Origin of the sequence: Rhodococcus sp. BH5, assembly GCF_027583855.1 — a bacterium.
Lineage (GTDB): Bacteria > Actinomycetota > Actinomycetes > Mycobacteriales > Mycobacteriaceae > Rhodococcus_F > Rhodococcus_F qingshengii.
This window is the reverse complement of sequence record NZ_JAJHVW010000003.1, coordinates 114040-135724: the sequence shown is the minus strand read 5'-3', so window position 1 is coordinate 135724 and position 21685 is coordinate 114040. Positions and strand designations below refer to the sequence as shown.

At 61.8% G+C, this 21685-nt stretch carries 20 protein-coding genes; 11 read left to right on the top strand and 9 right to left on the bottom strand.

Annotation, left to right across the window (positions count from 1 at the left end):
- The first annotated feature begins 15 nt into the window (after positions 1-15).
- Positions 16-1569, top strand: coding sequence for an acetyl-CoA hydrolase/transferase family protein (locus RhoBH5_RS09670; protein ID WP_064443596.1), 1554 nt, complete (start codon positions 16-18; stop codon positions 1567-1569).
- A gap of 37 nt (positions 1570-1606) precedes the next feature.
- Positions 1607-2818 carry a PucR family transcriptional regulator gene (locus RhoBH5_RS09665; RefSeq protein ID WP_007730515.1) on the top strand — a complete coding sequence of 404 codons (1212 nt, stop codon included), beginning with the start codon at positions 1607-1609 and terminating at the stop codon, positions 2816-2818.
- Here the strand turns inward: RhoBH5_RS09665 and RhoBH5_RS09660 are convergent, their stop codons facing one another.
- Positions 2819-3646: an SDR family oxidoreductase gene (locus RhoBH5_RS09660; protein WP_003942902.1), complete on the bottom strand. Its 828-nt coding sequence runs from the start codon at positions 3644-3646 to the stop codon at positions 2819-2821.
- Between the two features lie 164 nt (positions 3647-3810).
- Between RhoBH5_RS09660 and RhoBH5_RS09655 the strand changes: the two genes are divergently transcribed.
- A complete protein-coding gene (locus RhoBH5_RS09655; protein ID WP_270008198.1) occupies positions 3811-5082 on the top strand; it encodes a PucR family transcriptional regulator in 1272 nt (423 codons plus the stop codon).
- Here RhoBH5_RS09655 and RhoBH5_RS09650 read toward each other — a convergent pair.
- Positions 5049-5396 carry a hypothetical protein gene (locus RhoBH5_RS09650; RefSeq protein ID WP_030536118.1) on the bottom strand — a complete coding sequence of 116 codons (348 nt, stop codon included), beginning with the start codon at positions 5394-5396 and terminating at the stop codon, positions 5049-5051. The genes RhoBH5_RS09655 and RhoBH5_RS09650 overlap by 34 nt on opposite strands.
- 225 nt (positions 5397-5621) lie before the next feature.
- Between RhoBH5_RS09650 and RhoBH5_RS09645 the strand changes: the two genes are divergently transcribed.
- Positions 5622-6707, top strand: a complete 1086-nt coding sequence (locus tag RhoBH5_RS09645; protein WP_064075031.1) for a TerC family protein — start codon at positions 5622-5624, stop codon at positions 6705-6707.
- 61 nt (positions 6708-6768) lie between these two features.
- On the opposite strand, the gene RhoBH5_RS09640 is transcribed toward RhoBH5_RS09645, so the two are convergent.
- Positions 6769-7815 carry an NADP-dependent oxidoreductase gene (locus RhoBH5_RS09640; protein ID WP_042451682.1) on the bottom strand — a complete coding sequence of 349 codons (1047 nt, stop codon included), beginning with the start codon at positions 7813-7815 and terminating at the stop codon, positions 6769-6771.
- Between the two features lie 378 nt (positions 7816-8193).
- On the opposite strand from RhoBH5_RS09640, the gene RhoBH5_RS09635 reads away from it, so the two are divergent.
- Together RhoBH5_RS09635 and RhoBH5_RS09630 are read left to right on the top strand one after the other, a co-directional pair.
- On the top strand, positions 8194-9459 hold the full coding sequence (locus RhoBH5_RS09635) for a cytochrome P450 (protein ID WP_007730518.1): 1266 nt from the start codon (positions 8194-8196) through the stop codon (positions 9457-9459).
- A gap of 138 nt (positions 9460-9597) precedes the next feature.
- A complete protein-coding gene (locus RhoBH5_RS09630) occupies positions 9598-10179 on the top strand; it encodes a PadR family transcriptional regulator (protein WP_065352790.1) in 582 nt (193 codons plus the stop codon).
- Positions 10180-10274: 95 nt separating this feature from the next.
- Here RhoBH5_RS09630 and RhoBH5_RS09625 read toward each other — a convergent pair whose 3' ends face one another.
- Entirely contained in the window at positions 10275-10997 is a 723-nt protein-coding gene (locus RhoBH5_RS09625) for an IclR family transcriptional regulator (protein WP_007730520.1), read from the bottom strand.
- Between the two features lie 280 nt (positions 10998-11277).
- Between RhoBH5_RS09625 and RhoBH5_RS09620 the strand changes: the two genes are divergently transcribed.
- Positions 11278-12204: an alpha/beta hydrolase gene (locus RhoBH5_RS09620; RefSeq protein ID WP_270008197.1), complete on the top strand. Its 927-nt coding sequence runs from the start codon at positions 11278-11280 to the stop codon at positions 12202-12204.
- Positions 12205-12209: 5 nt separating this feature from the next.
- On the opposite strand, the gene RhoBH5_RS09615 is transcribed toward RhoBH5_RS09620, so the two are convergent.
- Both RhoBH5_RS09615 and RhoBH5_RS09610 read right to left on the bottom strand, forming a co-directional pair.
- Positions 12210-12860, bottom strand: a complete 651-nt coding sequence (locus RhoBH5_RS09615; RefSeq protein ID WP_030536113.1) for a Dabb family protein — start codon at positions 12858-12860, stop codon at positions 12210-12212.
- Positions 12853-13200 carry a hypothetical protein gene (locus tag RhoBH5_RS09610; RefSeq protein WP_007730530.1) on the bottom strand — a complete coding sequence of 116 codons (348 nt, stop codon included), beginning with the start codon at positions 13198-13200 and terminating at the stop codon, positions 12853-12855. Before RhoBH5_RS09610 ends, RhoBH5_RS09615 begins: the two co-directional genes overlap by 8 nt.
- A 241-nt stretch (positions 13201-13441) precedes the next feature.
- Between RhoBH5_RS09610 and RhoBH5_RS09605 the strand changes: the two genes are divergently transcribed.
- Both RhoBH5_RS09605 and RhoBH5_RS09600 read left to right on the top strand, forming a co-directional pair.
- A complete protein-coding gene (locus RhoBH5_RS09605; RefSeq protein ID WP_065352789.1) occupies positions 13442-14329 on the top strand; it encodes an SDR family NAD(P)-dependent oxidoreductase in 888 nt (295 codons plus the stop codon).
- Positions 14330-14376: 47 nt separating this feature from the next.
- A complete protein-coding gene (locus RhoBH5_RS09600; protein ID WP_007730535.1) occupies positions 14377-15240 on the top strand; it encodes an SDR family NAD(P)-dependent oxidoreductase in 864 nt (287 codons plus the stop codon).
- 27 nt (positions 15241-15267) lie between these two features.
- On the opposite strand, the gene RhoBH5_RS09595 is transcribed toward RhoBH5_RS09600, so the two are convergent.
- From RhoBH5_RS09595 to RhoBH5_RS09585, 3 genes are all read right to left on the bottom strand, one after another.
- Positions 15268-16764, bottom strand: coding sequence for an MFS transporter (locus RhoBH5_RS09595; RefSeq protein WP_231917407.1), 1497 nt, complete (start codon positions 16762-16764; stop codon positions 15268-15270).
- 154 nt (positions 16765-16918) lie between these two features.
- Positions 16919-18382, bottom strand: a complete 1464-nt coding sequence (locus RhoBH5_RS09590) for a benzaldehyde dehydrogenase (protein ID WP_064113642.1) — start codon at positions 18380-18382, stop codon at positions 16919-16921.
- A gap of 93 nt (positions 18383-18475) precedes the next feature.
- The gene (locus RhoBH5_RS09585; RefSeq protein WP_058038355.1) at positions 18476-19366 is read right to left on the bottom strand and encodes a LysR family transcriptional regulator; all 891 of its coding nucleotides are present in this window, start codon (positions 19364-19366) and stop codon (positions 18476-18478) included.
- A 124-nt stretch (positions 19367-19490) separates the two neighbouring features.
- On the opposite strand from RhoBH5_RS09585, the gene RhoBH5_RS09580 reads away from it, so the two are divergent.
- Positions 19491-20858 carry an NAD(P)/FAD-dependent oxidoreductase gene (locus RhoBH5_RS09580; RefSeq protein ID WP_003942969.1) on the top strand — a complete coding sequence of 456 codons (1368 nt, stop codon included), beginning with the start codon at positions 19491-19493 and terminating at the stop codon, positions 20856-20858.
- Positions 20859-20907: 49 nt separating this feature from the next.
- Positions 20908-21660: an IclR family transcriptional regulator gene (locus RhoBH5_RS09575; RefSeq protein ID WP_003943227.1), complete on the top strand. Its 753-nt coding sequence runs from the start codon at positions 20908-20910 to the stop codon at positions 21658-21660.
- Positions 21661-21685: the final 25 nt, after the last annotated feature.

Here is a 21685-nt window from a genome sequence, read left to right as displayed (position 1 = left end):
GTTTATCCTGGTGCCGTGAGTTCAACCTTCGGTGAGACCGGACACAACGCCACCTCCAACCGCATTCGCGCCACAGCGTTTGCGTCGAAGGTGATGTCTGCGTCCGACGCCGTGAAGTTCATCAACCCGGGCGACACCGTCGCGATCAGCGGTTTCGCGAGCGCCGGTACACCCAAGGTTGTCATTCCGGCCCTGGCCGAGCGTATTCACCGGACCCGCGGCAACGGATCGAACTTCACGATCAATCTCCTGACCGGCGCTTCTGTGTCCACCGAGACCGAAAGGCTGCTCGCGGAGGTCGACGGAATCGCGCTGCGCATGCCGTATCAGTCCGAGGCCACCGCACGTCGCCGGATCAACGAGGGTCGTATGGACTACGTGGACATCCATCTCTCCCACGTGGCTCAGCAGGTGTGGGAGGGCTACTACGGCAACGTAGACGTCGCGGTGGTCGAGGTCGCCGGTATCACCGAATCAGGGGAATTGATTCCCTCCGCGTCGATTGGCAACAACAAGACCTGGCTGGACGTCGCCGACAGAGTCATCCTCGAAGTCAACTCGTGGGTGCCCGAGGCGATGGAAGGTATTCACGACGTCTATTACGGCACCGCGCTGCCGCCGCATCGCAAGCCGCTCGAGATCATTCGTGTCGAGGACCGGATCGGCCAGACCACGTTCCGAGTGGATCCCACGAAGGTTGTGGCCGTTGTCGAGACCAACTGCCGTGACAGCGCGAGCCCTCTCACTGCACCCGACGCCGTCAGTGAGGCGATCGCCGGCCACGTCCTGGAATTCTTCGACTTCGAGGTGCGCGCCGGACGGATGCCGGCCGATACGTTGCTTCCGCTGCAGGCGGGCATCGGCAATGTCGCCAACGCGGTGCTCGGAGGGCTCGATCGGGGGCCGTATCGCGGCCTGACCTGCTACTCCGAGGTCATCCAGGACGGGATGCTGAAGCTGATCAAGGACGGAACCGTCGCGCATGCGTCTTCGACGGCTTTGGCGCTCACCGAAGAGGGCATCGAAGAACTGACCGCGAACATCGACTTCTACCGCCACCACATCACGCTCCGTCCGCAGGAGATCAGCAACCACCCGGAGGTGGTGCGCAGGCTCGGAATCATCGCCATGAACGGCATGCTCGAAGCCGACATCTACGGCAACGTGAACTCGACGCACGTCATGGGGACGAAGATCATGAACGGAATCGGCGGCTCGGGGGACTTCGCCCGCAACGGCTACGTGTCCATGTTCCTGAGCCCGTCGACGGCCCGCGGCGGTGAGATCTCGGCGATCGTGCCGATGGTTCCGCACGTCGACCACACCGAGCACGACACTCAGGTGTTGGTGACCGAGCAGGGGTTGGCGGATCTGCGAGGTCTGTCTCCGCGGCGACGCGCGCGCCTGATCGTCGACAAGTGTGCTCACCCGGAATTCCGGCCACTGCTCCACGATTACATCGCTCGCGCCGACGCTCAACCGGGTGCGGGGCAGACGCCGCACATCCTGGGCGAGGCATTCTCGTTCCATCAGCGGTACATCGACACGGGTTCGATGCGCCTTTCGTGACGCCAGGCAATGCTGCCGGCAGTGAGAGAATGCGAGGGTGAGCCGAACCGGGGTACCTGACGACGCCATACGCCGGGTTGCCGCGGCGGGGGCCGATGACGCCGGTGGCCTGCCCGTCGAACTGCTGGGTGATTTCCTCGATGTGCTCAGCGACGCTGTCTGTGAAGGGAAACCGCTGCAGCGTCGCCAGCTGCACCGCTTCCGCGCTCGCGGGGAAGAAGCAGCGCAGCAGGGTGTCGCCTTGCGAGCCCTGCTCGATCTGTATCTCTCCTCGGCCTGGCGTCTGTGGCGTGAACTGCCTGCTGTTATTGCGGCACAATCGGATCCGAATGCCGTCGTCGCGGCCGGCGAAGTGATGCTGCGTGCCGTCGACGATGCCGTCGCCGAACTGGCCGAAGGGTTTCAGTTGGCCAGACGTTCTCTGGTCCGCTCGCAGGTATCGGCACGCCGCGAGTTCGTCGACGACTTGTTGACCGGCGGCGCTGACGTCGTCGGATTGTTGGATCGCGCTTCAGGATTCGGTCTCCACCTCAGTGGTCCGCATGCCGTGGCGGTAGTGACCGCCGCCCGTGAGTTCACCGACGACAACCCTTTGGTGCGCGCCGTCGAACGTGCCGTTCTGGGTAGCAAGGGTGACGCCGATGCGTTGGTCGCCAGCAAGAGCGGCAAACTGGTGGTCGTTTTCGCGGCGCCGGATCGCGATGCCGTCGACCACGTGCTGGCAGGGATTCGGTCGGCTCTCGGGCCGGGGACCGATGACGACGGGCGAGTGCAGTTGCAGCGGCGTCCTTTGGACGGCACGTGGCAGATCGCTGTCGGGCGCCCTCGAACCACCGCTTCGGGCGTGGTGGCGTCGTACCGGGAGGCGCTGGACGCACTGGACCTGGCGCAGCGCCTGTCGTTGACCGCACCGATCATCGATGCTCGTGACCTGCTGGTCTACCGGGTTCTGGTCAACGACAGACCGGCGGTCACCGACCTGATCCACACCCTTCTCACACCGCTGCTCGAGGCGCGTGGTGGCGCTGGACCGATGATCGACACGCTGCTCGCGTACTTTTCCGCCGGCGGCAATACGGCTAAGACCGCCCGAGACCTGCATTTGTCCGTCCGTGCCGTGACGTACCGGTTGGACCGCATCCGTGAACTCACCGGTCAGAACGTCAACGATCCCAACGACAGCTTCGCGCTCCACGCTGCCGTACTGGGTGCGAAGCTGCTCGACTGGCCGGCCACCGAGCTGACCTGATCAGCTTGCGCGGGCGCGTTCTTCGTAGGCAGCACGTGCCGCGGTGTCGACGTCGCCGAGAAACTGCGTCTCGACGCCGAACAGTCGGCTCAACGCCTCGTACGGCCGCCGGGGGAAGAAGCCCTGTGCCTGCACGAGCAGCCCGGAAACCCGCGTAATACGTACGCGTGGACGCGGTTTGGTGATCAAGCCGACGACGGCTTCGGCGATTTCCTCCGGCTGAACCTCTCGGAATCCCTTCATTCCCGAAGTGCCCGAGGTGAGTTGGGTGTTGGTGAGCGTCGGCAGCACGGACGAGATGTGAACTCCGGTGCCACGAACTTCCTTGCGGACAGAATCGGTGAAGCCCAACACCGCATGCTTGGCGCCGCAGTACGTCGACAAACCGGGGCACGGGAGTTCGCCTGCAAGCGAAGCGATGTTGATGACGTGTCCACGTCCGCGCGGAAGCATCCGTCGCAATGCGAGCTTGGTTCCCGTGATCACGCCGAGGACATCGATCTCGATGATGCGTCTGGTCACGGAGTCGTCCTCGTCGACGATCCGTCCGACCGGCATGATGCCCGCATTGTTGACCAGCACGTCGATCGGGCCGAGTTCACCTTCGACGGTGTCGAGGAAGTCGAAGAACGAGGCGGGGTCGGTGACGTCGAGGCGCCCGAACGTGCGGATGCCCAAATCCTTGGCTGCTCGCGCGAGAGTGGCTTCGTCGATGTCGCCGATCGCGACCGTCGCACCCAGGCTGATCAGCCGCTTCGCGGTGGCGTATCCGATGCCCCGGGCGCCGCCGGTGATGACCACTACCTGACCGTCGAAAGGTTTGTTCATTTACTCCAGCGTCTCCAAAGATAGGGGTTGGTTGCAGTGAGATGAATCTGCAGTGAGATGTGATTGTGGACCAGTCGAAACCGGGTTGCTAGGGTTTCTTGGCCGAAGTGAGACGATAGATTTGTGACTAAGTCACAATCAGGGTGACAAGTCGGGGAGGCGCCATGGACACATCGGAGTTGGACGGCTGGATTGCAAATCTCGCGCCCATCTATCTCCAGCCGGAGGTGATCGACGGTTTCGTTCAACGCATCGACGACGCCATTGCGGTGGCCAATCCTGAAGTGGCGGGTGATCGGGAGCTACGACGCGATGTGGATGCGAGCACTGCGGCGCAGCTTCGCGTCATCGTGGCCGCGATCGCGGGCGGTTCCCAGGAGGTCACGCCGCCGCCGGAGTCGGTTGCGCTTGCACTCACCGTTGCCAGGCGCGGTATGGATCTTCGAGTCCTGCTCAAGATCTACGGTGCCGGACGCCTCGCGATGCTGGGCTTCGTCGACGAGTCGATAGAAGCACTCCCGATCGGTCCGGAACTCAAGCGCGCACTTCTGGTCCGAGTGTGGGGTTCGGCGATGAGATGGCTGGAAGTGACCACCGAATTGTTGGTGGCAACGTATGCGAAGGAGCGTGAGAGCTTGGCGCGCGGCGCTTTTGCGCGTCGGTCCGAGACGGTGCACGCGATTGTCGCAGGCGAAGCACTTCACTCCGATGAGGTGTCGCAGATTCTCGACTACCCGATGCGGCGCCACCACACTGCGTTTGTTCTCTGGACGGACGACACCGATCCGGCCGCCGACGTATTGGCCCGATTGGACTCGTATGCGCGTTCCTTTGTGGACGAGTCGAATGCCGAGCGCGTGCTGACGCTGCCTTCGGGGGCGCGCGAGGTGTGGTCGTGGGTCGCGCATTTCGACGACCATGAGTGGGCGGCGCTCGATCGTGCTCGGAATTCGGACCTCCGTGTCGCGGTGGGGGCCAGCGGTTACGGAATGGAAGGATTCGCGCGCAGTCACCGCGAGGCTCTCGCCGCGCAGCGCATCGCGGTCCGTTCGACGCGTTCGCCGGGGGTCACCGTCTACGAAGACGTTCAGGTTCCCTGTCTGCTCACCGAAGATCTGGACGAACTGCGTGCGTTGGTGGCACGGGAATTGAAAGGCCTCGCCGGCGCGGACGGTGTCACGACGCGTATCCGTGACACCGTTCGGGTCTATTACGAGAACAATTGCACTGCAGCCGCTACCGCCGTGGCGCTCGGTCTGCACAAGAACACCGTGCGGTATCGACTCGATCAGGCCGAAAAGCTGTTAGACCGCAGCGTGGACCAGCGTCGGCTGCCAACAGAGTTTGGCGCTCATCGCGCTGGAGAGCTACGGAGCCGCCCTCCTGGCGAACCCGTGACTCGCTACTGCATGTCGTCGAGCCCGGGGAGCGAATAGCCGGAGCTGTCATCCCAATCGGCGGGGGTGTCGTCGAGTGAAACGTCCCAGTCTGCGTCGGGCACCGCTCGCCGGAGTTCGGTCAGAGCGTTGAACCAGTAGACGAGCGAAGGGATTACCTCGGTCGGGTCGCTCGAGATCTTTGTCGAACCGTTGAGCAGAGTGTCGGGGATATCCGACGGATAGAGGTCCAGGACCTCGTAGTCGAACGGAAATTCGTCGTTGTGGACGGCGATGAGTCGGTCGACTTCGGCCTTCTCGTCGTCGGTCAGCGGTGTGGTGCGGACGGCGGAGTAGTACAACGAGGTGCTCATGCTTGCCAGGCTAGAACAAGATGCCGTCCAGCGGCGGTTTCGGACGCAACACCCTCAGATTGCATGGTTTCGGCAACTTCAGGTGTGAAAGTCGTCGATATTTCGACCGTGATGGATAGAAGTCGGCAAGGAACACTGGAGAAGACGGCGAGACGGCCGTCCGAACCCAGTGAAGGAGCTCCCCGTGACCGCAGTCATCAGTGCCATTCGGGTAGGTGGTCAGCGATGAACGTTCCCATGTGGGCGTGGGCCGCGTTCGCCGCAGTCATCGTCGTCATGTTGCTCATCGACCTGCTCGCCCACCGCGGCGCGCACGTCATCGGCTTCAAGGAAGCGGCCTGGTGGAGTGCACTCTGGGTCGGTTTGTCTCTCGTATTCGCGGTGGTCGTCACCCTGACCTTGGGGGTGAACTCGGGCGTCGAATTCACCACGGCCTGGCTGTTGGAGAAGAGCCTCTCCGTCGACAACCTGTTCGTGTTCGCCCTGATCTTCGGTTACTTCAAGGTGCCCCGTGAATACCAGCACCGCGTGTTGTTCTTCGGTGTCATCGGCGCCCTGATCTTCCGCGGTATCTTCCTCGCCGCCGGCGTTGCCGTGGTCAGCAAGTTCACGGCCGTGCTGTTCGTCTTCGCCGCCATCCTGCTCTACAGCGCCTACAAGCTGCTCAAGGACGACGACGAGAACTTCGATCCGGGAACCTCGCTGGCGGTTCGCCTGCTGCGCAAGATCATGCCGGTTCGCGAGGAATACGCGGGAACCAAGTTCTTCGTCAAGGAAGCCGGAAAGCGCGTCGCAACACCGCTGTTCGCCGTCGTCGTCGCCATCGAAGCTGCCGACCTCGTGTTCGCAGTCGACAGTGTCCCGGCAGTGCTGGCAGTGAGTGACGATCCATTCATCGTCTACTCCAGCAACGCGTTTGCGATCTTGGGTCTGCGTGCCCTGTACTTCCTGCTCTCGGGCCTGCTCGAGAAGTTCCACTACCTGTCCAAGGGTCTGTCGATCATCCTCGCCTTCATCGGCGTGAAGCTGATCATGCAGGCCAGCCACAAGGTGATCAGCACGTCGATCCCCGAGATTCCCTCACTGGTCAGCCTCGCGGTGATCATCGTGGTGTTGGCAGGCTCGATCATCCTGAGTCTCAAGAAGCCGCTACCGGAAGAGCCTGAGGCCGAAGAGGTTGCGACCGGTGATGCACCGATCGACCTCGAGAAGTCAGGTCCTGACGGCAGCATCGAGAAATCCGGCGTCCAGCTCGCAACCGGCGAGCGCGACGACGATGACGACAAGGTAGATGCTCGGCCCAGAGGCTGACGCCTGATCGGCTGAACGAATCGAAAAGGGAGACCACACAACGACGTGTGGTCTCCCTTTGTCAAATCATCACCAACTGCTTCCCCCGGTTGTGCCCCGAAAGCTGCCCGATCAAGGCCGCTGGGGCATTTTCGATGCCCTCGGTGACATCGTTGCGGTAGCGCAGTCCACCTTCGGCGATTCGAGCGGACGCCCACGCCCGGTACTCCGGGTACCGGTCGTAGTGGTCGTAGCAGATGAACCCTTCGATGCGTAGACGTTTGCGTAGTACAGGGCGTAGGGGAGGCCCGACTTCGCTTTCATCCTGGTTGTATTCGCTGATCATTCCGCACACGACGACCCTTCCGAAATCGGCCATGCGATCGAAAACCGCTCGCGTGATCGAGCCTCCGACGTTGTCGAAATAGACGTCGACGCCCTTCGGACACAATTCGTCCAACTGCTCGCCGATGTTCGCCGTCTTCCTATCTATGCAGGCGTCGAACCCCAATTCCTCCACAACGTATTCGGTCTTCTCACCCCCGGCGATTCCGATCACCCGGGCGCCCGCCAGCTTCGCGATTTGGCCTGCAACCATGCCGACTGCTCCGCCGGCCGCCGAAACCACGACTGTGTCTCGCTCTCGGACGTCGGCGACCAACCGCATTCCGCAGTGTGCGACAAATCCTGGCTGTCCTAGAATTCCGAGTTCATCTCCTAGGGAAGCTCGATTCTCCCTCGGTATGCGGTCCAGGGCAGCGCCTTTGATTGTGTGATAAACCTGCCAGTGCGTTCCGCCTCGAACCAAATCACCTGCCGCAAAGTCAGGATGCCGCGAAGAAATCACTTCGCCGACTGCGATGCCGTCCAAACCGGAGTGCGCAGGCACTACTCCAGCCAAGACGACGTCGCCGATACCGGCAACAGCTCCCAACGGCCCGGGGGCAGAGCTGGTGGACGGTAGGCGTCTTCGTATCGCCGGATCGATCGAAAGATAGTGGGCGCGGAACAGAACTTCGCCGTCCGCGGGCGGCCGGATCGGAACCTCGTCGATCCGAAAATCTTCTACGACAGGCAAGCCGCGGGGAGCTCGAACGACTCGCACAGCGCGGTTCACATATTCGGTCATGCGCAATTTCCAATCTGCTTCGACACCGGTTCGCATCACTTCTCGGGACGATTGCCCGGAATTGATCTCGCCGCCTTACTGATTCACGGCGAAGACGTCTGGGAATTCTGTCCTCGAGCAGCAAGGAGCGCACCTTCCCGCCCGCTCAGTGAGAATGTGGCAACCCGACGTCCGGAGCGCGACTTCATTTCCCATACAGCGGGCGGTTTGTTGGTTGCCTCGTAGTCCGACTGTGAAGCTCTGCGCAGTTCAGTTCAGTTCAGTTCAGCGCAGCGCTGACGCTCGTCACCAGTGGTATTCGGCTGTGGATTTTTACGAGGGCGTCAATGATCTGCCAGATCTTGTGTGAGTGATTTTGTCGAGGACGAGAGGTTGACTATGACTTCGCCGGTGGGTTCGGAGCGTGCGGTTCATGACACAACGGATTGGCTCAGAACGGGATTGGTCGATCCAACGGAGCCAGGCTTCCTGTCCGATCCGTACGCGCGGTACGCGATTGCGCGAGAAGTTGCTCCGGTACAACAGCATTCGAATGGCGTATACATGCTTTTCGCCTACGACGACGTGAAACGCGCACTGGCGGACAAGTCGCTGAGTTCGTCGGAACAGTATGCACTCGAGGCACCGCGCAATATGCGGATCAAGGCGGCCGGTGGCAGCGACGCCTACTTGTTGCGCCCATCGTTGTCGAAGCTGGATCCACCGGACCATCTGGCATTGCGCAAGCTACTGGCGCGCCCGTTCACGCCCAGGGCAATCAAGCGTTACGACGCGCGGGCGAAGGAAATCGTCGACGAGTTGCTTGCCGATCATGGACGGGGCTCCGAGATCGAGCTGGTGACGGAAGTTGCTCATCCGCTACCGATTCGCCTTGTCTGCGAAATTTTCGGTATCCCCGTACCTGCCGACACCGATACGATGTTCGAGTGGACCCGTAAGGGACTCAACCTACTCGATCCGTTTCTGACTGCCGAGCAGACCAGCGACTACATTTCCGCTCAGCGTGATTTCTCGGCACACCTTCAGGACGTTATCGCTTGGAAGCGCAACAATCTTGGCGACGACATCCTGTCGGACTTCATCTCCGCCGGCGACGAAGGCGAGATAATCGGGCCGGATCAAGTTGCCGCTACCGTGCAGACTTTGGTCATCGCCGGACTGGACACCACAGTCAATCAGGTCGGTCTCACCATGAATGCACTTATGGGCCATCGTGATCAGTGGGAACGACTCGTCGACGACAGGGCACTGCTCGATCACGCGGTAGAAGAAGTCCTGCGCTATGAGCCGACGGCGCAGTTGATGATTCGCATTGCTCCCGAGGATTACGCGGTGGGAGATGCGGTGATTCCGGCCGGAAATCACATTGTGACGTGGCTGGCGTCGGCAAACCGCGATGAAACTCGATTCGGTCCGAACGCGGACAGATTGGACTGGTCGAGGTCAAATGTCCGGGACCACATCACGTTCGGTCACGGTGCGCACGCTTGCCTCGGTGCGTGGTTGGCCCGGCTGGAGATCAAGACCATCCTGAATGCGTTGATCGACAAAGCGCCGAAGACCGAGCTCGTCGACGGTGGAGTGACGTGGGGTGGCACGGCCTTTATCCGCGGTGTCTCCGAACTGCGATTGAACCTTTTCTGATTGCACGAATTCGTGAACAGACCACTCGGTGGGCAAGTCGGTGTCAGATGGTCGACGTCTTGTTAGTCTGGGCCGGTGCCTGATCCCGCAACTGCGTGTTACCCGGCATTGCCCGCGACAAGTTGGGCAGTGCTGGGAATGCTCACATTCGGAGAAGAACTCAGTGGCAGCGATCTGAAAAGCTGGGCCGACTGGAGCATCGGGTTCTATTACTGGAGCCCGTCGGTGAGCCAGGTCTATACCGAGCTCAAAAAGCTGGAAACGCTGGGATTCGTCAGTTCGCGGGAGGTTTCGGAATCGGGTGGGCGTCGTCGACGAGTGTTCACGATAACCGAATCCGGTATCGAGGCTCTCAGATCATGGTCACGCCGATCGGAGATCGAAACCCCCGTTCTCAAACATGGAGTGATGTTGAGACTGTGGGTCGGCCACCTCAACGACCCCGATCAGCTCAAGTCGATAGTGCTCGATCACATCGACAACCTCGAGGCAAAGAAGCTCAAGGCAATCGAACACGCCGATAACTCGGAGAATGAACCCGCCTGGGCATTTACCGAGATGAGTCTGCGATGGATAGGCCGCCATTTTCAGATGGAGATCGACCTCGCCGCTCAGTTGCTCGATGACATCGATGAGGCCGCCGCTCGATTCGCGCAAGGCGACGCCAACTCTCTCGGCTTGCCGCAGCCCGTCAATGCCGGTAGTTGGAAGTTGATCTGAGCGTGCGGAGGTACAACTCTCCAGATTCTGCCCCACGCCAATAGAATTGTGCTGTCGAGGTTTTCGTGCCCAGTCTTCGTGCTTAGTCTTCGTGCCTACTGAGCTCGCATGCTTTCGGTGGTCCGGACGCCCGCATTTCGCCACAGGGAAGCGGCTGTTTCCCGAAGAAGCCCGGTGAGAGGCGAGTTCCGCTCGTCGAGCGGCATTTGTCGGAGCGGTCCGCAGATCGACAGCGCGGAGGTCGCGACGCCGATCGGGCCGATCGGAGTGGCGATCGTGCCGAATCCGTCGATCGGCGTGTCACGGCCGTATCCCACGCCGGTTTTTCGGACCTCGTCGGCCGCCTCTCCTCGCTCGTTGTTGAAGGTGTGGAGGACCCTGCCGACGAGAGTTCCGTCTGCGCGCGTGCTGAAACCGATCCGATTCGGAATCATGCTGGCGAAACGACCTGCCATGTGGGCGCGGCACACCACATTTGAGCCGTCGAGAATCGTCATCTCGACGATCAGTCCGGTACGCCGGTGCAATTCGTACAGGTGCGGATGCGCAGCTGAGTGAAGTCTGTCCTGGTACACGGCCAACGAGCCGAGTTCCACGAGCCGCAACCCGAGCGTGTAATCGCGGCCGCTGCGGTGCAGCCACCGAAGTTGGACCAGATGGTCGAGTATGCGGTGGGCTGAAGACCTTGGAAGCCCGGTTCGTCGGACAATCTCGGCGAGGGTGAGACGATCTCGACCGCCGAACGCATCCAGTAGCAGAGAGACTCGGTCGAGGAAGGCGTTCGGCGTTGCGGGATCGACCTCGAGCTGGAGCGACATGTGTTCCCTCTGCTATCCCGTAGTCAAGTTGGACAACTGCCCTGGACAAGGCTATTTCGATTAGGAATGATGACATGTTTTTTCTGCTTTGTGAAGAAGGCCACCCTGTGGATCGGACGCCTCCGGTGCTCGTCGGCGGAAACGGACCACTGATCGGGAGAGCGGGTTCCTTGCTTGGTGGTGGGCGATCTACGTTGACGTGATCACACGCCAAGTGGACAAACGCGGATGCCGGCGCAGACGTAGCGCCACCCGCCGGGCTGAGAGACCAGGAGACGATATGACGATTCAAGCGGAAGTCGCCACGATGCTTGCAACCCTCAACGCTGGATTCCCGGATGTCACCAGTGTCCCGCCGTCGGAGCTACGAACTCTGATTCGGAACCGACGTGCGCCGCTGACGGGTCTTCCCGACATGCTTTCAGTCGAGAATCACGTAATCGACGGTCCCGGTGGAGATCTGGTAATTCGCGTCTTTCGTCCGCATGGAACCTCGAACGACGTTCCTCTCGTGGTCTTCGCTCACGGGGGCGGTTTCGTGTTCTGTGATCTGGACAGTCACGACGAATTCTGTCGATCGATGGCGCAGGGAGTCGGCGCAGTAGTGGTTGCCGTCGACTATCGGTTGGCGCCGGAGCATCCGGCACCGGCAGCCCACGACGACGTCTACGCCGCGGTGGCGTGGGCCAGCGAGCATGCTGCCGAATACGGTTCCGGCGCAGGTAAAATCGCACTTGTGGGCGACAGTGCGGGAGGGAACCTCGCGGCGACCGTGGCTATTGCCGCTCGGGATCGGGGTGGTCCGGAAATCGCCCTTCAGGTTCTCATCTACCCCGTGATCGACGACGACTTCGAAACCGAGTCGTATCGGCTCTACGGCACGGGTCACTACAACACCACCGCAGCGATGGAATGGTACTGGCAGCAGTACGCGCCTGAAGGTCGCGACGACGCCCGTGTGATTCCTACGCGTGCGGAGACGCTCGCCGGTCTTCCGTCTGCTGTCGTCGTGACAGCCGAACTCGATCCGCCATGTTCGTCAGGTGACGCGTATGCGCAGATGCTCGCGACGGCTGGCGTTTCGGTGCGCCATCATCGCTTCGAAGGATTGTTCCACGGCTTCCTCACTATCCCGTCTTTGTCACTGACCGAGCCTGCGCGACAGAAGCTTTGGGCGATGACGCGCGAGGCGCTCGGTAGCGAGTAGGCAGATCACTTCACTGTCAGGAGTCTCTCGGTGAGATTGCCGAACGTGTGACAGATTCTGTCGTGGACCACGGCCTCGGGACATTCGGGGTCGAACCACCGGTCCACCACTGCCCAGTGAATCGGATGATCGAGGTACTGGGTCTGCAGTGAGCCGAGGTCGGTGAACTCCTGCTCCCAGACATGAGTCCATGGTGTGTGCCCGATCGCTGCGTCGACTCGGCTGAGACGCCAGGCGCAGATCGACGAGATATGGGTAGGCATCCTGAGCAGATCCCGTTCGAATTCCTCGAGTACGTCCTGGGGTGTGCTGGGGGATACCCGGATGAACAGCGCTCGGTACACCTGACCGGCGGCTTCGGCGCCGGAACGTCCCGTGGTCCCGGACGAGTACTCGGCACCGTGGAAGTGGTCGACGGCGGCGCAGCGCAGGCTGTCGTCGACCGCATCTCGGGCTGTCTGCCAAGCCATCTCGTCTTCGAACTGAAGATGGACGATCAGATCTCCGCCGTTGATGACGCCGGGAAGTGTCGTACAGACGAGACGACGCAGCGCGTTCGACGATTCGGCAACTGCGGCAATGTTCTTCACTGCAGCGGTCCACTCGTCGGCGCCCGCCCCGTTGGCGGCGTGCACGACTCTTGTCACGTTATACATTGCTCAGTCCTTCGATGTCCTTTGCTGCGGCGGCCATGGAGCGACTCCGTTCGATTATGAGCGGAGCCATTGCATCCCACCACTGCCTGAGGGTGGAGTCTCTGCGGCCCTGGCGCGTCATCGACCACCAGCCGGCCGTGCCGTCGACCGTCCAGGTGACGGTCAAGGTGTTCGGGTCTTGATCGCACCACAACGGAGGGCTGACGAGTACGTCGGCGAGTGTCATGCCGCGACGCTGTGCACTCGGCAAATACTGGTCGAGTAGCGCGTCGACGAACTGTCGACCGCATCCCGGTTTCGTGACTATCCGATCGATCACGTAGAGCGTTTCATCTGCCATTGGTGAAGATTACTTTCCCCTAACCCGTTGTGATGCTTTCGATCTCACACAGCGGGAGATAGCGGATTTGGTCATGTGCCCGGCCTTTCGACACCTCCCGTCAGGCGGGAATCGTTGCTGTGCAACAGAATCGGATGATGCAACATGGCGGACAACGATTGCGTGAAATGCAGTCGAACTCAGGTCGAACACATACGTCATGTGTTCGATGTCGTGAAGTGGAAGAGCCTTGGAGGAGCAGTTGAATCACTCGCTGGTAGGGAAGACCGCGCTGGTGAGCGGGAGCAGTCGAGGCATCGGCAGGGCGATCGCCAGGCGACTGGCGGCAGAGGGGGCAACCGTGGTCGTCACCGCACGGTCGACTCGGCCTACCGCGGCAGTCCGTGCCGACAGTAATGTCGTCATCGGCGGTACGTTGTCCGAGACCGTCGAGATGATCGAGTCGCAACACGGTCGTGCACTTGCCATTCCGGCCGATCTCGAGGATTCCGAGGCTCGCGACGGATTGATCGAGAAGGTCGTCTCGCGGACCGGAGGTATCGACATCCTCGTGAACAATGCCGGGTTTGCCGACTACGCGCCGATCGAGAAGATGTCGCTGGCGACGTTCGATCGGACCCTCGACCACTACATTCGCGCGCCGTTCGCCCTGTCGAAGGCAGCCATCCCCTACATGCGAGAGCGCGGCGCAGGCTGGATCGTGAACATCGGTTCCTCGACGGGACTGAATCCGATCAGGCCCTTCCGCGACTACAACAAGACGTCGGGTGACGTGATTTACGCGTCGATGAAGGCAGCACTGCACAGGTTCACACAGGGCCTCGCCGCGGAGGTGCTGGACGACAATATCGCGGTCAACTCGGTGGGGCCTTCCACTGCGATCTCGACTCCCGGCGCCGACGCACTCATTCCGGATGGATACGAAACCGAGCCCGTCGAGTATCTTGCCGAGACGGTACTGGCCATGTGTTCTCTTCCCGCGGCCGAGCGGACCGGCCTTGTAGCCTTCAGTCTTCATTTTCCCTGGTATCAGGATCTGGTCGTGAAGGCGCTCGACGGGCAAGGGCTGATGCCCAGACGTGAGCCACCGACGTGGTGCAATCCCAACATTCTGCCCGAAGGAATCTGAAGTCTTTGTCGAGCAATAGTTTCGGCGACACAACCCGAGGAGTGGAGATGTCCCACGCTGAACGCCGGTTCGGTACCGGCACGGCCGTCGTGACCGGTGCGGGGGCCGGTATCGGTGCAGGGTTCGCCCGTCACCTTGCGCGGCTGGGAATGACGGTGGTCGTTGCCGACATCGACGAGGAGCGTGCGTCGCTCGTCGCCGAGGACATTCGCGCGGCCGGTGGGAGAGCTGACGTCCATGGGGTGGACGTAGCGGATGCCGATGCCGTGAAGAGGATGGCGGACAATGTGTTCGATCGTCACGGCAGCGTCGAGTTGCTGGTCAACAATGCCGGAGTGGAGACGGCCGGGTTGCTGTGGGAAGTCAGTGGTGCGCGGTGGAGACGGTTGATGGAGATCAACGTCGACGGCGTCTTCTATTGCCTTCGTGCTTTCGTGCCATTGATGTTGAAGGTGGGTAAGCCGGCGTGTGTGGCCAATCTGTCTTCTGTCGGCGGGATCAACAGCGCCGCGGTGCAAGGACCGTACATCGTCAGTAAGTTCGCGGTGCTGGCGATGACCGAGAGCTTGCACCAAGATCTGTCGTTGGTCGACTCTCCGATTCAGGTCAGTGCTGTTGTTCCACACTCGATCCGGAGTGAGATCTTTCGTGCGGCCCAGCGTGACGCGCCGACTACGAACGTCACGGCAAACGCTGTCTTCGATGCAATGCAACAGGCGAACGTCGAATCCGGACTCGACCCGCTCGATGCCGCCGAGCACATGACCGAAGCAATAGCGCGTGGGGACTTCTGGGTGTTCTCCGACGACGACGCGTGTCGGCAGTTCACCGACCGCCGAGCCGCTCAGCTTCGAGACCTGTTACCTCCCGCCGATCCTCGCACAATGCTCACACGCATGGGCATCTCGTGAATGCGGAGCTGTTCGGAGCAGGCCTGTTCACGCGCTGCCGTTGACAGACGTCGACGCACTCTTGGGGAGGCCTGACCAACCCACCAGGCCGACCAGAGCGAAAGCTACGGCGGCAGTGACGAAGGTGACGGTGAAGGCGGATTCGCTGGGCAGAGCGGATACGCCCTCTGGCAGGTTCGCGATGGTCATCGAGGCGAGAATCGTAGTCACCACTGCACTGCCCATGGCGCTGCCGGTGGAACGGGAGATCGAGTTGATGCCGTTGGCTATTCCACTCTGGTGTCGCGGAACGCTCGACATGATGATCGCGGGCATGGCCGCGTAGCCCAGGCTCACGGCGGCGCCGATCACGATGCCGGCACCGATGACCGACGCGGTGTGCGTGTGGTCGTACGCGAGCCAGGCGAACGGCACCGCACCACAGATGGCGGTGAGTCCCAGGACGAAGCGTGGCCCACGCACTCTGATGAGCCGCCCACCGATCGGTGCTGCGATCAGCGAGGCAATCGCACCCGGCAGCAGGAATTCCACCGACGCACGCAGAATGCTGGCGTCGAATCCGTATCCCGTGAGGGCGTGGGGAAGCTGCACGAGATAGGAGATGCCCAGGAAGTTGGCGAACATTCCGAAGCCCAGCATGACCCCCGCCAGATTCGCCATCATCACGGGCCGGTGGACGAACATTCGCATGTCGACCAGTGGTTCGTCGACGATCTTCTCGATCCAGACCCAGACTGCGAACATCACGATCGAGCCCAGGAAAACACCGATGGTCACGGGTGAGAACCAACCCCATTGGTGGCCTTGCGAAATCGACAACAGGAGCAGAAGGAGTGCAGCGCCCAGGCTCAGCGCGCCGATGACGTCGACGCGCCCGCCGCTCTTGTGCTTGGTTGCCGGAACCAGCGTGACGACGGCGACGAGGGCAAGCAACGCGAACCCGGTGGCCATCCAGAAGGCGTTGCGGTAGTCGGCATCCGGAGCCGATGTGAGAAGTCCGGTGGCTACGAGGGCGAGCCCGCTGCCGAATGCGAGAGTTCCGCTGACCAATGCCATCGCGCCGGGAAGCTTGTGTGGGCGGACCTCTTCGCGCAGGACCGACAGAGCCAGCGGGAAGATGGCGGTGGCGGTCCCCTGGAGGACGCGTCCGAGGATGAGAAGTGGCAGATTGTGTGCCAGTGCGGCGACGATCGAACCGATGACCATGACGACCAGAACGCCGACCAGCGTGCGCTTCTTGCCGTGCTGATCGCCGTAGCGGCCCAACAGGGGAGTGAAAACGGCGGCCGACAGCAACGTCGCCGTCGTCACCCAACTGATGCCGGCCGCGGATGCGCCCAGATCGGACTGAATACGCCCCAAAATCGGGACGGGCAGTGTCTGCATCATCGAGACGATCATCGCGGCCAGGCTGAGCGCCCCGATGATGACGGCCTCGCGGCGCGGCGATGTTACGACGGATACATCCGGGGTGTCGTGGACCGTTGGCTGCGCAGCGCTGTCGGTCGTCACTGAATTCGTCAAGTGGGTCCTTCTCGGGAATTACAAGAGAAATTGCTTAATGTGCCGAAGTAATTTTCTCTGGATGGTAAGTCCGCGAGATCGATCCCGTCAATGCTGGTCAGTGAGCCCCTGGGGCCAGCTCGGTGTATTCAGGACCAACTCGGCGTGTTCCGGACTAGAAGGGGTAGACCGGGAGTGCGCTCTGCGCAGTCACCCACTGCGTTTCGGTGAAGGCGTCGAGGTTTGCGCCGATACCGCCGACGCGGCCACCGTTACCCGAAGACGCCATACCGCCGAACGGGATGACTGCTTCGTCGCCGACGGTCTGATCGTTGATGTGTACGAGGCCGGTGGGGATTTGTTGGGCGAGCTCGAGCCCTCGCATGGCGTCGGAGGTCAGAATGCCCAGTGACAGTCCGTACTCGGAATCATTGGCTATGGCGACGGCCTGTTCGACGGTGGCGAAGGAGGTGACCGGTGCGACTGGCCCGAAGACTTCGTCGGCGAATGCCGGCGCGGTGAGTGGGGTGTCGGCCAGCACGGTGGGCCGGTAGAAGAGATCTTCGTAGGTGCCGCCGGCCGCCAGTTTTGCTCCGGCCGCGATGCTTCCGGTGACCAGGGAGTGGATGTGGTCGCGTTGTCCGGAGTCGATGATGGGTCCGAGTGCGACCTGACCGGTGAACGGGTCGCCTACCGGAAGCTTGTCGGCGTGTTCGGCAAGGAGTGCGGTGTAGTCGGCGGCGATACTTTCGTGGACGAGTTGGCGGCCGGTGGTCATGCAGATCTGCCCCTGGTGCATGAAGGATCCGAAAGCGCCTACAGATGCGGCCTTTTCGAGGTCGACGTCGTCCATGACGATCAGTGCGTTGTTTCCCCCGAGTTCGAGGTGTGCTCGTTTGAGATGGCGGCCCGCCAGTTCACCGACAGCGCGTCCTGCCCGGGTCGACCCGGTGAATGCGATGACGCGAACGCTCGGATGAACCACGATTGCCTCACCGGCGTCAGCGCCACCCGGCAGCATGCCGAACACTCCGGCAGGCAAACCGGCTTCTTCGAAGATGCGGGCAAGAACCACACCGCCACAGATCGCCGTGCGCGGATCAGGCTTGAGGATCACCGAATTGCCCAGTGCCAGTGCGGGAGCGACTGCACGGATCGACAGAATGATCGGGAAGTTGAACGGTGCGATGACGCCGACGGTGCCGACGGGGACGCGACGAGAGAAGCTCAGTCGCGGTTGCTCCGAGCGCAGCACCTCGCCGACGGGGTGTGCGGCCAAAGCTGCTGCGTTGTAGCACTCTTCGGCAGCGGTGTGGGTTTCCAGTCCGGCTTTGGCGGGAATGCTGCCGGCCTCGCGGATTACCCATTCGCCGATTTCGTCGGCGTACCGCTCGAACAGTTGACCGGCGCGGCGTAGAACGGCGGCTCGTTCGGTGTACGGCCTTGCTGCCCAATCCTTCTGAGCGGCAGTAGCTTTTGTTGCAGCGGCTGCCACGTCGTCTGGTGTTGCCATGCCGACCGTCGTCAACTGCTTGCCGGTGGCCGGCTCGACGACAATACGATCGTCGGCGCTACCGCGAACCCATTCGCCGTCGAAGATCTTCGATTCCCACACAGGTTCGCTCAGCAAACGCGTCATGGCCGCTCCTCGGTAAAGGGATGCAACCGCGCGCCGCATCACATGGTTGTGGACCACGTTGCGCCGTGAGGGGAGTCGATCGCCATCGCACTTTCACTCAGTGAAAGACGGATTCATGGCGTCCTTGAGCGCTTGGATCAGATCGGCGAACTCGGTCGAGTGGGTGGCGCCGCTGCGGGTCACTCCCGAGACGGGAATTCGCAAGCGGCCGTTCGATTCTCGCATGAAGCTGATGCCGGCGCGTGGAGATTCGCCTGCGGTGATCGAATACAGGAGGGTCCAGGCGCGCGGGTTGGTGATCACGTCCAGCGTGGCTGTGTGATCGCTCGGAATTGCAGGGCCCAGTTGGACGCGTCGATCTATCTCGCGGAACGCGTCCTCGACCACCTTGTGAATGAGCACCTGGCTTTGGCGCGGCGGCAGGAGCAGGGGGTATGCGGCCAGATCATTGAGGTCGACGCTTTGCTGGCCGGCCAGGGGGTGCCGGCTCGACATGACGACCAGCAGATCTTCGACGCCGAGGTCCAAGGGTTCGAGTCCGGGGCGGTCGACGCCGCCGCGAATCAGCGCGATGTCGGCGTCGCCGGAGGCCACGGCGTCCATGCGGTGGGCAAAACTCTTGATGACGAACTCGACGTCCAGGTCCGGATGAAGTTCGCGCACGTGTGCGATGGCGTCCAGCGTCTGAGCGGCGAAGCTCATGTTTCCGGTGATCCGGATCCGGGCTCGTGGGTCGCGTGCGACGGAGTAGGCCATCGTTTCGAGGCTGAGGACTTGCTGCGCGATGGGCACGAGTCGCGATCCTGCCGGGGCAAGGCGAACGGCTCGGGTCGAGCGTTCGAAGAGTGTCGCCCCAAGTTCCTTCTCCAGTCGGGCGACCTGATGGCTGATCGCCGACTGCGAGATGAAGCAGCGCTCGGCAGCGCGACTGAAGCTCAGTTCCTCGCTCACGACGAGGAAGTACTTGAGTTGGCGGAAGTCCATGAGGACAGCTTACTTATGAGCAATCGAGATAACAGTCTTGCGAATACTCCAGCTAGCTGGACCCGACCCATGATCAGTCCATACCGTAATAGTCATACTTTCAATTTGGTTGAGGAGATTTGTTGTGGATAGAACAGCTGCGGGTCGCGCTGACATCGACGCGACTGGACACGAGCAGACTCAGGTAGTCATCGTCGGTTCGGGATTCGGAGCCCTCGCCGCGGCCAAGACCCTCGCGAAGTCCAAGACGCCGTTCGTCCTCATCTCCGCCACCACCGAGCACCTCTTCCAGCCGCTGCTCTACCAGGTGGCGACGGGCGTTCTGTCGGCAGGCGAAGTTGCTCCGCCCATCCGCACGATCCTGCAGAAGTACCCCAACGCCGACGTGCGTCTCGGTCGCGTCGTCGAGGTCAACGCCGAAGAGAACACCGTCGTCTACGAGGCGTCAGGCACCCGCCACACTCTCGGATACCGCTCGCTCATCGCAGCCACCGGTGCCACCCAGGCGTACTTCGGTCATGACGAGTTCGAAAAGGTCACCTACAAGCTCAAGACCGTCGAGGATGCCGAGGTCCTGCGTAAGCAGATCCTGCGTTGCTTCGAAGAGGCTCACACCACCAACGACGCGCTGGTTCGCCGCAACCTGCTCAGCTTCGTTGTCGTCGGTGCAGGCGCGACCGGCGTCGAGCTCGCCGGACAGATCAAGGAACTGGCGCGTCGCTACTTCGCCAAGTCCATCAACAACATCAGCGCCGACGAGGTCACGGTCACCATGGTCGAGGGCGCGGGCGTTGCGCTTCCGGCCTTCGGCGGCAAGCTCAGTGAGTACACACAGGCCTCGCTCGAGAAGTCGGGTGTCGAGGTTGTTCTCAACACTATGGTCACCGCCATCGACGAGCACGGTGTCACCGTCTCTTCGGCAAAGACCAAGGAAGAGAAGCGCATCGACGCCGAGACCGTCATCTGGTCGGCCGGTGTTCGCGCCAACGACTTCGCAGCAGTGCTCGGCGAGGCGACCGGTTGTGAGAGTGACCGTGCAGGTCGTCTGCTCATCAATCCGGACTTGACCGTCGGCGGGTTTGCCAACGTCTTTGCCATCGGCGACATGACTTCGCTGAACGGTCTGCCTGGTCAGTCGCCCGTTGCAATGCAGGGTGGACGTCACGCAGCGAAGACTGTGAACGGAAAGGTCAAGGCCGGAACGCCTTTCAAATACTTCGACAAGGGCAGCATGTCGATCATCAGCCGATTCAGCGCTGTGTGTCGCGTCCGCAAGGTCGAGTTCAAGGGCACGATCGCCTGGTTCATGTGGCTGGCCGTGCACGTGATGTATCTGGTGGGCTTCCGCAACCGGTATGTCGCTGTGATGTCGTGGTTCGGTTCGTTCATCGGTCACCGTCGTCCGCACTTCCACTACGCGCAGGAGCCGATGAAGATCGAGGCCACGCCGCCGGTGACCGAACGCGAACCGGAATTGGCGCACTCCGCGTAGCTCCGCACCGCCTGAACACGTTTCGCCTGATGTCAGTCACACTGTGTGAATGGCATCAGGCGAGCGTTCGTTGATCGGCCGGGCATTTATCGTGCTCGGTGCCTTCGACGCGAAATCGCCGCGGTTGACGCAGTCGGAGATCAGTCGTCGCAGCGGTTTGCCTCTGCCCACCGTCCACCGACTGTGTGGGCAGTTGGTGGCTGAGGGCGCACTCGAGCGTCGGAGTGACGGCAAGTACCAGGTCGGAGTCCGGTTGTGGGAGATCGGCGCTCTTGCTCCCGGCGCTCACGGCCTACGGCAGGTGGCGTTGCCGTTCCTCGAGGACCTGTACGAGGTCACCCGAGAGAACGTGCAGTTGGTCGTTCGTGAGGGCACCGAGGCTCTGTACCTCGAGCGCTTGTCCTCGCGTAGCGCCGTCACCGTGGTCGGCCGTGCCGGCGGAAGATTGCCGTTGCACGCGTCCAGCGGTGGATTGATTCTCCTCGCGCACGGCGGAACCGAGCTTCTCGACGACGTCCTTCGCGCCGGCCTCGAGTCGTTCACTCCCAAAACCATTACTTCCGAGCGGATTTTGCGAGCAACTCTCGACGAGATCAGGCGCGCCGGATTCGTGGTCTGTCGCGAGTATCTGAACGTCGGAACCCTTGCCGTCGCCGCTCCTGTCCGCGAAGCCGGGGGCAGTGTCGTGGCAGCGGTCTCGACAGTTGTTCCGGTGGAGCAGGATCCGGCTCCTTTACTGCCCGCGTTGGTCGCGGCCGCCCGTGGAATATCACGCGGGCTTGGTAGCGGTGGGTTTCGATAGCTCGTTTCGGTCTTTCACTGAGTGA

What these genes read in the sequence shown, in the direction of transcription:
- RhoBH5_RS09610 (WP_007730530.1), bottom strand. Translation starts at nt 13,200, where the DNA reads ATGGCAGATGAAACGCTCTACGTGATCGATCGGATAGTCACGAAACCG.
- RhoBH5_RS09590 (WP_064113642.1), bottom strand. Translation starts at nt 18,382, where the DNA reads ATGACGCGTTTGCTGAGCGAACCTGTGTGGGAATCGAAGATCTTCGAC.
- RhoBH5_RS09600 (WP_007730535.1), top strand. Translation starts at nt 14,377, where the DNA reads ATGTCCCACGCTGAACGCCGGTTCGGTACCGGCACGGCCGTCGTGACC.
- RhoBH5_RS09615 (WP_030536113.1), bottom strand. Translation starts at nt 12,860, where the DNA reads ATGTATAACGTGACAAGAGTCGTGCACGCCGCCAACGGGGCGGGCGCC.
- RhoBH5_RS09655 (WP_270008198.1), top strand. Translation starts at nt 3,811, where the DNA reads ATGGACACATCGGAGTTGGACGGCTGGATTGCAAATCTCGCGCCCATC.
- RhoBH5_RS09650 (WP_030536118.1), bottom strand. Translation starts at nt 5,396, where the DNA reads ATGAGCACCTCGTTGTACTACTCCGCCGTCCGCACCACACCGCTGACC.
- RhoBH5_RS09635 (WP_007730518.1), top strand. Translation starts at nt 8,194, where the DNA reads ATGACTTCGCCGGTGGGTTCGGAGCGTGCGGTTCATGACACAACGGAT.
- RhoBH5_RS09625 (WP_007730520.1), bottom strand. Translation starts at nt 10,997, where the DNA reads ATGTCGCTCCAGCTCGAGGTCGATCCCGCAACGCCGAACGCCTTCCTC.
- RhoBH5_RS09585 (WP_058038355.1), bottom strand. Translation starts at nt 19,366, where the DNA reads ATGGACTTCCGCCAACTCAAGTACTTCCTCGTCGTGAGCGAGGAACTG.
- RhoBH5_RS09620 (WP_270008197.1), top strand. Translation starts at nt 11,278, where the DNA reads ATGACGATTCAAGCGGAAGTCGCCACGATGCTTGCAACCCTCAACGCT.
- RhoBH5_RS09575 (WP_003943227.1), top strand. Translation starts at nt 20,908, where the DNA reads ATGGCATCAGGCGAGCGTTCGTTGATCGGCCGGGCATTTATCGTGCTC.
- RhoBH5_RS09630 (WP_065352790.1), top strand. Translation starts at nt 9,598, where the DNA reads ATGCTCACATTCGGAGAAGAACTCAGTGGCAGCGATCTGAAAAGCTGG.
- RhoBH5_RS09640 (WP_042451682.1), bottom strand. Translation starts at nt 7,815, where the DNA reads ATGACCGAATATGTGAACCGCGCTGTGCGAGTCGTTCGAGCTCCCCGC.
- RhoBH5_RS09660 (WP_003942902.1), bottom strand. Translation starts at nt 3,646, where the DNA reads ATGAACAAACCTTTCGACGGTCAGGTAGTGGTCATCACCGGCGGCGCC.
- RhoBH5_RS09645 (WP_064075031.1), top strand. Translation starts at nt 5,622, where the DNA reads ATGAACGTTCCCATGTGGGCGTGGGCCGCGTTCGCCGCAGTCATCGTC.